Source organism: Motiliproteus sp. MSK22-1, assembly GCF_001968815.1.
Lineage (GTDB): Bacteria > Pseudomonadota > Gammaproteobacteria > Pseudomonadales > Balneatricaceae > Motiliproteus.
In genome coordinates, this window is record NZ_MIEQ01000085.1 from 1 (window position 1) to 9,909 (window position 9,909).

Annotated in this window: 8 protein-coding genes; 2 read left to right on the top strand and 6 right to left on the bottom strand. The window is 38.4% G+C overall.

What is annotated here, in order from left to right; translation table 11 throughout:
* Positions 1-191: 191 nt before the first annotated feature.
* Positions 192-1,280, top strand: a complete 1,089-nt coding sequence (locus tag BGP75_RS22865; protein WP_143821161.1) for an acyltransferase — start codon at positions 192-194, stop codon at positions 1,278-1,280.
* Between the two features lie 133 nt (positions 1,281-1,413).
* Positions 1,414-2,379, top strand: a complete 966-nt coding sequence (locus BGP75_RS22870) for an IS5 family transposase (RefSeq protein WP_076721249.1) — start codon at positions 1,414-1,416, stop codon at positions 2,377-2,379.
* Between the two features lie 200 nt (positions 2,380-2,579).
* Here the strand turns inward: BGP75_RS22870 and BGP75_RS22875 are convergent, their stop codons facing one another.
* The 6 genes from BGP75_RS22875 to gmd form a co-directional block, all read right to left on the bottom strand.
* On the bottom strand, positions 2,580-4,037 hold the full coding sequence (locus BGP75_RS22875) for a lipopolysaccharide biosynthesis protein (protein ID WP_076721250.1): 1,458 nt from the start codon (positions 4,035-4,037) through the stop codon (positions 2,580-2,582).
* The gene (locus BGP75_RS22880) at positions 4,027-5,052 is read right to left on the bottom strand and encodes a glycosyltransferase family 10 domain-containing protein (protein WP_076721255.1); all 1,026 of its coding nucleotides are present in this window, start codon (positions 5,050-5,052) and stop codon (positions 4,027-4,029) included. Before BGP75_RS22880 ends, BGP75_RS22875 begins: the two co-directional genes overlap by 11 nt.
* Positions 5,049-6,053, bottom strand: coding sequence for a glycosyltransferase (locus BGP75_RS22885; protein ID WP_076721251.1), 1,005 nt, complete (start codon positions 6,051-6,053; stop codon positions 5,049-5,051). Before BGP75_RS22885 ends, BGP75_RS22880 begins: the two co-directional genes overlap by 4 nt.
* A gap of 255 nt (positions 6,054-6,308) precedes the next feature.
* On the bottom strand, positions 6,309-7,478 hold the full coding sequence (locus BGP75_RS22890) for a DegT/DnrJ/EryC1/StrS aminotransferase family protein (protein ID WP_076721252.1): 1,170 nt from the start codon (positions 7,476-7,478) through the stop codon (positions 6,309-6,311).
* Complete coding sequence (locus BGP75_RS22895) at positions 7,478-8,395, bottom strand: GDP-L-fucose synthase (RefSeq protein ID WP_076721253.1); 918 nt, start codon at positions 8,393-8,395, stop codon at positions 7,478-7,480. The genes BGP75_RS22890 and BGP75_RS22895 overlap by 1 nt, the downstream gene beginning before the upstream one ends.
* 2 nt (positions 8,396-8,397) lie before the next feature.
* Complete coding sequence (gene gmd, locus BGP75_RS22900; RefSeq protein ID WP_076721254.1) at positions 8,398-9,516, bottom strand: GDP-mannose 4,6-dehydratase; 1,119 nt, start codon at positions 9,514-9,516, stop codon at positions 8,398-8,400.
* Positions 9,517-9,909: the final 393 nt, after the last annotated feature.

Here is a 9,909-nt window from a genome sequence, read left to right on the forward strand (position 1 = left end):
CAGTCACAAACTAAAACTGAAAGGAGAATCAATGAGAAAGACAATGAGTGAAGTTGCTGAACTTGATCAGTAAGGTTGCTACTATCCAGATTAACGCGTTACGGGATTAGGGTGATCAAATAGTTCCGGAATGGCTGATCAAGTTCTCCAGAATACGCATTGTGGATAGAACCAATTTTAAAGAGGGTTTCATGCAAGAAAAACGTGATTATAAAGGTACAAATTTCATAACAGGATTAAGGGCGATAGCTATTTTTTTTGTTTTTTTGATACATTCAGGTGGAGGTGGACTGAGGGAACTCGGAGGGGCATACAACCTCTTTGTTGACTTTGGTAAGTATGGCGTTTCTATGTTCTTTGTGATAAGTGGATTTACCATTTTTCATCAATTGTTCTCTGGTAATTACTCACTATCCAAATTTTTAAAAATTAGATTTTCAAGAATTTCAATACCGTACTTTCCAATAATATTACTAATTTTTATCTACATAAATATGGGTGGACAACAATTTAATGGCTGGGCTAACAAGTTTAACAATGGTGAAATATCTATAGACAACCTCTTTGCTCATTTATTGTATTTAGCTTCTTTTAATTTGAAATATGCAAATACAATCATAGGGGTTGAATGGTCATTACATATTGAAATATTGTTTTACTTTATTTTTGGGTACTTGATTGTAAATCAGTTTTTGAAAATTAATTTCAAAAATTTATTTTTTTCACTAATTTTAGCAATATTTATTGCAGCATTTATTCATTACTTGGGACATATTAATAAGGTAGATCGCCTTCTAGTTCATTGGATGCCTTTTCGATATGCATGGATGTTTTTGCTTGGTGGGATTGGTTATCATTATCGCAATGTAATTCACCTAAATCTAACAAGAAAGACGTTATATCAATTTTCAAATACTGCAATTTTTCTATCCATTACATGTATACTTTTTTTGCTTAATCTAAAAGAAATAAATGGCGTAGCTTTTGTGAACGAAGGAGTCTTTGCAGTATTGACCTTTATACTAATCATATTTGTTAGGGATGGTGCATTTTTTTCAATAATATTAAATAATAAATTTTCAATATGGCTTGGTACTATAAGCTTTTCGTTTTATCTATTTCACTATATTTTCATTCAAGCAAGATTTGCTAACTACTTGACTAACAATTCTGCTTCATTATTAATTATTAACTTTATATTAACAGCTTTAATTTCTCACTTCTGGTATAAATTTTTTGAAGTGAGAATTTATAGAAATTTTAAAAGATATATAGTCTGAGCTTAAGAAAACAAAATGTAATCAGATAGTCGGAGGTTTTTACCCATGGGGTCCTATGTAATTACCCTAGGGAAGATGTGAACAAGTCCCCGACATGAGACAATTTTAGGCCTGAATCTTTGAGGGATGTTTAATGAGCCACCAACTCACTTTTGCCGACAGCGAGTTCGACAGCAAGCGCCGCCAAACCCGGAAGGAGAAGTTTCTCGGTAGAATGGAGAATCTGGTTCCATGGCAGCGGTTGGAATCAGTGATTGAGCCATACTACCCCAAAGCAGGCAATGGGCGTCGGCCCTACCCATTGATGACCATGCTACGCATTCACTGCATGCAACAGTGGTACAGCATGAGCGACCCTGCCATGGAAGATGCACTGTACGAGATCGCCTCCATGCGACTGTTCGCCGGCTTATCTCTGGATAAGCCGATTCCGGATCACTCCACGATCTTGAAATTCCGGCATCTGCTCGAGCGCCACAACTTGGCACGTAAGATATTCGATGAGGTCAGTAATTGGCTAGCTGAAGCAGGAGTGTTAGTAAAAGAAGGCTCGTTGATAGATGCCACTATCATCGAGGCTCTCAGCTCGACCAAGAATAAAACAGGCGAACGTGATCCCGAGATGCATCAAACCAAGAAAGGGAATGAGTGGCACTTTGGCATGAAAGCCCATATCGGCGTTGATGCCAAATCGGGTCTGACACACAGCTTGAGCACCACAGCTGCCAATGAGCATGATTTGAACCAAGTCGAGCATCTACTCCATGGGGATGAATCATTTGTCTTTGCCGATGCGGGCTATCGCGGTGCGCAGAAACGCGACGAGCTGAAGGATGTGGGAGTTGATTGGCATATTGCGGAACAACCCAGCAAGGTCAAAGCCCTCAAGCAACACCCACGGATCAACAAGGTGCCGATCGACATTGAGTTCATCAAGGCCAGCATTCGCGCCAAGGTTGAGCATCCGTTCCGGATCATCAAGTGCCAATTTGGATTTACCAAAGCCCGATACCGTGGACTGATGAAGAACGACGGAAAGCTAGCAATGCTATTTGCTTTAGCAAATATTGTTCGAGTCGGTCAGATGCAGAAGGCCTAGGATTAGTGCGTCTGCATGTCGGAAAATCGGCCTGCAGACGCTAAAAATCGAGCTGAAAGCGAACGGTTTGTCGCCCAAATGACTTTGATTGGCTTAGTTGCACAGAAAACGGGACTTAATCACAGTTTCCCTAGACACCAATAAGCATAAGGATTTCAACTGCTTTCGATTATACCTTTATGAAAAATTCGAACTAACTTTCAATATTTACTTGGCCCGTTAGAAATAGTATTCACGAAACTTCTTTTAAACATCACATACAACAACGACAAATAAATAACTCCTGATATTAAAACTGCACTTATATCGCCATAGATACTAGGTTCAACTGCATTAACCTCCTGTGCAATAAAGTAAAAACAGAAACCGCTAAAACCAGAAACCAACAATGGAATAACTTTTATATTTGGTTTATATTCTTTATTTACCTGAGTATAAAAAATAAAAAAGTATCCAACACCGGACAATAAAAGACCAGAAAATAAAATGGTAATATTTTGATATTCATAATAAATAGCATAAGTAACAATAACTAATAATGCACCGACAAACTGCGGAAAAATAATCTTTACGGTATTAAGAGAAGCATGATACGAAAGACTGTAAACATTTGTAGCAATTCTAAAAAACTCTATAAAAGAACCCATTAATAGAAATAGTTCGACCCCCCAGAATTTTTCATCTACTAACAGGTGTATCAATTGCGTACTTAGTGCAGCGATAAAGCTACATGTCATAAAGGCAGAAGGAAGCATTAAATTTGCGTAGTTAGTCCACGCTTCTTGCATCTCGTACCTAGTAGCATGTGTGATATTTTTATAGAAGTATGGGTGTACAAACTGCTGAGCTGTCGATTCAAAAGCGGCCATAATACCTGCGCTTATCGCATAACCAGCAGCGAACAACCCCAAATATTCAAAATTAATAACTTGCCCAACAAAAACCTTCCATGACTGATATTGAAACCATCCTAAAATAACAGCAATTGATATTGGAAAAGAAAAAGAAATAGCCAATCCAATGGAAGCTCTGTTTAACGAACGCCTAAAATCATTAAAATAAAAATTTGAGTAAAAACCAAAACGATTTATCAAATAAGCACCTACACAGGTTGCAATAAAAAAACCGGAAACTTGCCCATATAGCCATCGAGTAGCTGTAGCATCGACTCGGGTAAAATACCACGAAGAAAAGATACCGACCCAAATCCCAATAATTGTTATTACGGCCCATGACTTTCGATATCCAAGCAAGTTTAAAGTAGAAGCGAGGGTTAACGAAACCGTATTGAAAACAAGATAAAGTGCTGCAATCAATATAAGATCATCTACACTTATTGTTGAAAAATTCATCCAGTAGCCATTCAGAATATAAAGAATAGCTGACGTTATCAAAACAACAATAATAATATAATAAAAAAATATAGTGAACGACGTACTTAAGTAATCACTTTTACTCCATTCAACAACTCTTCGCTTCAAATACATTCCTACAGGATTTATAAAAAACAGTGCAAAGAATGATATCGTAGAAAGTACAAAATGCACTTTTCCTACTTCTGCTGGACTGAGAACACTAGTCAAAACTCGAAGCGTTAAGATTACAGATAATATCTGTAGAATCTTTGAAAAACCTACGACAACAAAATCACGCGTCATGGAAAATCTTTTTTGCTATTTGCGTAGAAAAATACTCAGATGTAAATAAATAATAATCTTCACTTTTAAGAAAAATAGATATATTTTCCAAATAATTAGAATATTCAGAGTCAGTCATATTATTCAAGTATAAATAAAGATCTTTATAACCAGAAAAATCATTAATGCTAATATAACAGTTTGATGGGACATAGTGTTCAATATTGGGAGCACCACTATATACAGGAACACAATAAGAATGAAATGAATCAAATATTTTCTCTGTAATATAATCATCTATCTGTTTTGCATTTTCAAAACAGATAGAAAATTTGTATTGCTTCAACACTTCAAATTTGTTTTTCACTTCTCCTCTATAGGATGGAAAATGGTCGGAAAAAATCCGCTTTATAAATTTAATTCTGTTTAAAACCCTACCCAAAAAAGGTCCTTTGAAAAAAAACTCATCCCAACCAACACCATACAAATCAAATTCTTTTGGTCTGTTTTCTTCGAACCAGCGAATAGCTTTTTCTCTCTCAGAATAAAGTTCAAAAGGATGCGTACTCGATTTATTTCCTGCTATCAGTGCGCAGAATTTGTCTTTATTTACTTTCGCCAATTTTTTAATTGGATCACTAACAAAACCTATGTGAATATATTTCTCGTTATCAACAATTTTTTTTGCCCATGTAAAAACACCATCAAATTGATCCAATCTTTTTTTATCCCAATTTCTTGGAGAAATGACTTCACATTCTGACAAAATCACATATAACTTTGAGTCAGGACTTTTTATTGCTTTAGAGTAGTAGCTAGCTTTGAATCTAGGTACATCAAGAAATAATATTGCATCTGCTACCTTTTCGTTCTTTTTATAAAAGTCCTGAGTGTGAATTTCAAAACCAAAATTTAACAATTTTTCCTTTAAAGATCGATATTTTTTTAGGCAATCATCTCTGTTGTATGGACTCTTTATATCGAAAATCCTGTCATCTGAATGATGTTTTGTTACCCAGATTGCTACCTGTTTCACATTTCCCATACCTTTGAAAATACCTCTTTAAATCTTTTTTGGTATGAGTGATCTCTGTGAGCACGCTCATAACCTTTTCGGCATATTTCATTTCTTAAATCATTACGACCAAGATAAATCTCAATAGCTTTAGCACAATCATCATACCCGGAATATGCTGCCACCTCCCTACCTATTTCAAAGTGGCTTTCTAAACCATAAACATAGTTAGTCAACTGAAATCCACCAGACATAGGAACCTCAAAATTTCTAGCTTTTACTTGCTCCGAGGTTTTACGGGCAATGAGCCAACGCACTATATTTTTTGGAGATCTTATCAAATAATCTATATCACCAATTATACTATTTGATAAATTTAGATTTATTTTAGATAAATTAAAAATGTCACCCATTTCATCATAACCAACTCTTCCATTCGACCAACCAGATCCAAAGCACTCTACTTCTATTCCTTTAGACTCTAATTTATTGATGAACCATTCTCTGACACTGTTTTTCCCTCCCACGAAGGACACCTCATACATAAAGCCATCAGTTCGCGGCGACAAATCAGAACTATAATCAATAGCAGCCCATTCGCTGAGAATACTTTCTACACCATTTTTTCTATGTAAAAAATTCGTGTAGGGATCGGTCGTTATAACGAAAGAAAATTTATTTGCCAATTTAGAAGAGAAATCATCGTAACGCCATTGATCATCTCCAAACCATGCACAAGTATTGTATCTGGTCCTTAGATAATCTAGTGTTTCATTATCAAACTGCCATTTATTTGGTACAAAAAACACTAAGTCTGGTTTTTCTTTATCAACAAATTCTATTAGGCTTTTTTGAAGTTCTGCACCACCATCCATATAATCATCAAACCAGAATGTTGATACCTCACTAAACAGATCAACAAACGTATCATAGAACCAAATTTTGGATCCAGAATCGCCTCTCTCCTTTTGACCATAATCCCAGTGCAACATTACTGTGACAATTTTTTTATCAAAAAACATATAGAACTCTGTTTTTGATCTAACCCATTAATATTTAAACTTAATTAGCCCACGGCTTTTGCTTTATTAAATGACAATAGGAAATATGTCATAAAAAGTGTTAATAGAGGACTATAAAGTAAAGACTTATCCTTTCCTATATAACTATAGCCTTCATTCAGTATTACCTATCCATCATTGGTTTGAATATTTACATTCTATTCGAAATTACATAGCTATAGCAGGAGAAACGACTAATAATTAACAACCATATGGTTACTCAGCATCGACAAACGTCTTAACTAGCTCAGCAGTTTGCTGCAATTGGATACTGATGTCGTAATGATGATTGCCAATAAACAAGCCGCAAGCATCGACATGCTCACTGTTTTTTAACTCGCCATGGATACTGTAATCGAAATATTCAATGACCGGGTTACGCACAAAGTTACCCGCAACTATTGGACGACACTCAACACCAAACTGGCTCAAACCAATAACGAGTTTATCCCTTATTGCTTCAGAATCTGTCAATAATGCAAAACCAAACCAACTACTGCGACCTGTCTCATGCTGAATAGATATACCAGGAATATTAGAAAAATATTCTACAAATGCCACGGCATTCGCCCGGCGACCATCAATAATGCTTGGTAGTTTCTTTAATTGTTCCAGCCCGAGAGCACCAGACATTTCTAGGGGACGTAAATTGTAGCCGGGAAGCACAAAACGAAAAGATTCACGAAAAGGATCATCGCTCTTCCCACAAACTAAGTTATTATAAGGTAAGTGGCGAGTCCAACCATGGGAACGCATCGACAGCATTATATGGTAAAGTTCCTCATCATCAGTAACGACCATACCTCCTTCCATAGTTGATATGTGGTGGCTAAAAAATCCACTATAAGTTCCAACATCACCAAAAGTACCAGCTTGTTTACCACCGAATGTAGCCCCCATCGACTCGCAATTATCCTCCAAAACAAGAATATTCCGCCCATCAATAATCTGATACAAGCGCTTGTAATCCAGTGGATTTCCGAGCAAATTGACTGCAAACACCGCGCGGGTCTTGTCACTGACGGCGGCTTCCATTTGTGAAAGATCGAGATTCAGCGTTTGCCGATCAACATCAACAAACTTTAACTTTAATCCATATTGTTGAAGAGGGTAATAAGTAGTCGACCAAGATACTGCTGGCACTATTATCTCATCACCTGATTTTAACGTATTATTTTGGCGATAAAATAGTGCAGCAGTCGCCAGAAGATTTGCAGAAGATCCAGAGTTCACCATCAAGCAATAATTAGCACCAACAAAGTTAGCAAAGGCTTTTTCGAAAGCTATGACATGCTCTCCCATGCTGAACTGACCACTGGCAATAACCGCTTCCAACGCGTCATATTCATCCTGATCCCAAGTAGTTGTTGCCAACGGTAGTAACATCAAATTACCTTCTTCAAAAAATAAGCATAAGTATTAGCAACACCTTCACTGAGAGAAGTCGGTGGTGTCCAGCCAAACATCGTTTGATGGCTGATATCAACCAATTTTTGTCTCATGCCTACAGGCTTGCTAAGATCATTAATAAATGTCCCGTTATAACCAATGACCTCGGCAATCTGCTGATAGTATTCGTTGATTGTAAAATCTTTGCCAAGTCCTACATTCATATATTGCGGTAACTTATCAACACAATTGCTAGCTTTAAGTATCAATTCAGCGAGATCCGCAGCAAACAAAAACTCTCGGCGCGCACTACCATCACCCCAGATATCTACCTGCGGTACTGCACGTGATTTGGCTTCATGAATCTTTCGAATCACTGCCGGTATCATATGAGATCGTTGCGGGTGGAAGTTATCCCAGCAACCATAAATGTTACATGGAATGAGGGTGCGGTAATTAACCCCATACTGAAGAGATATATATTCACAAAGCTTAGATACAGCTACCTTAGCTACGGCATAACCCTCATTAGTAGGCTCAAGCTCCCCCTTTAAGAGAAGCGACTCCTGTAATGGGCTCTGTGCGTCACGGGGATACATGCAAGAACTTCCCAAATTGATCAGATTGTCTACACCCGCTTCTTGTGCCGCTCGAATAACATTCAGACCAAGGTTCAAGTTCATAAAGCAAAAATCATAAGGCGCACTAATATTGGCTTGAATTCCCCCTACTAATCCTGCAGCATGGATAACCACATCGGGTTTATGAGCGCGAAGAAATGCCAATGTAGCTTGGTAGTCCATAAGGTCCAACTCATTTCTAGCTGGAGCTAAAACTTTAACTCGCTTCTGATCAGCCAAAACACATAAGTTTCGCCCTACCATTCCCCCGCCACCAGTTATAAATAATTTCATGATTACTTCTCTCGCGATAATGGTATGTCAAAACCACTATCACGCAATAGAACATGTCGCTTAGCCTGATCTAGATCGTAGGAGACCATCTCCTTCACTAACTCAAGTAAAGTCGTTTCAGGCTCCCAGCCCAAGCGACGTTTTGCATAGCTTGGATCGCCTAAAAGAGTTTCCACTTCGGCAGGACGAAAGTAGCGAGGATCTACCCGCACAATGATATCACCCGACTTTACAAAAGGCGCAAGGTCACCTGTTACACTATCAACAATACCCACTTCATCAGTCCCGTCTCCTTCAAACCTCAACGAAACTCCCATTTCCATCGCGGAGAGCTCTACGAACTGCCTCACCGAGTACTGAGCGCCGGTAGCTATCACAAAATCCTCAGGTTGCTCTTGCTGTAGCATCATCCACTGCATTTTCACATAGTCTCGAGCGTGCCCCCAATCACGTAACGCTCCCAAATTACCTAAATACAAACACTGATCCAGTCCTTGAACGATATTGGCTAAACCACGAGTAATTTTCCGCGTTACAAAAGTTTCACCACGACGAGGGGATTCGTGATTAAATAGAATTCCGTTGCATGCGTATAGCCCATAGGCTTCCCGATAGTTAACTACCATCCAATAGGCATATAGTTTAGCAACTCCGTAAGGCGAGCGGGGATGAAATGGAGTGGTTTCCTTCTGGGGCGACTCCTTAACCAACCCATAGAGCTCAGAAGTAGAAGCCTGATAAAATCGTGTCTTTTTCTCTAACCCGAGAAAACGCACTGCTTCAAGTAAGCGCAGTGTTCCAATAGCATCTACATCAGCAGTGTATTCAGGACTCTCAAACGATACAGCTACGTGTGACTGTGCTCCTAAATTGTATATTTCATCCGGCTGCACTTCCCTAACGATACGTGTGAGGTTAGAACTGTCTGTTAGATCACCGTAATGAAGAGAAAAACGTTTGTTAGTGGCATGAGGATCTTGAAAGATATGATCAATCCTCTCTGTATTGAACAATGAGGCACGCCGCTTGATACCGTGGACCTCATAGCCTTTATCTAACAAAAATTCCGCCAGATAGGAACCATCCTGTCCTGTGACACCAGTGATCAGGGCCTTTTTCATTGAGTTACTCACCTAGTAGTTCTGTAAAAATTGCCGTAACCGAGAATCGGATCTGGTAGCCTTTCACTTACTTCAATTCCACAAAGAAGAAAGGCTAATTGTTGGATACCTTGACTAAGGATAACATGCTGATTTCATTTACCGGAATATATGCAGCGATTTTGCTATCGATATTCATTGGGCGACTGATCTTGATCAAAGTTCAACATAAGAAAGCAGATTAGATCCAATACACGTAAGCGGTAAATAAACCCCACCTGTTACCAGGGCTGCTCGCCAGCTAAGGTCATGATCTCTGAATTAAGGAGATCATAATGACTGCCAATGAACTGAAAGCCCTTCGAGAGACCTGGAAACAGCATCTTGATACGTGGAAGCAAAGTGGCCAGTCCC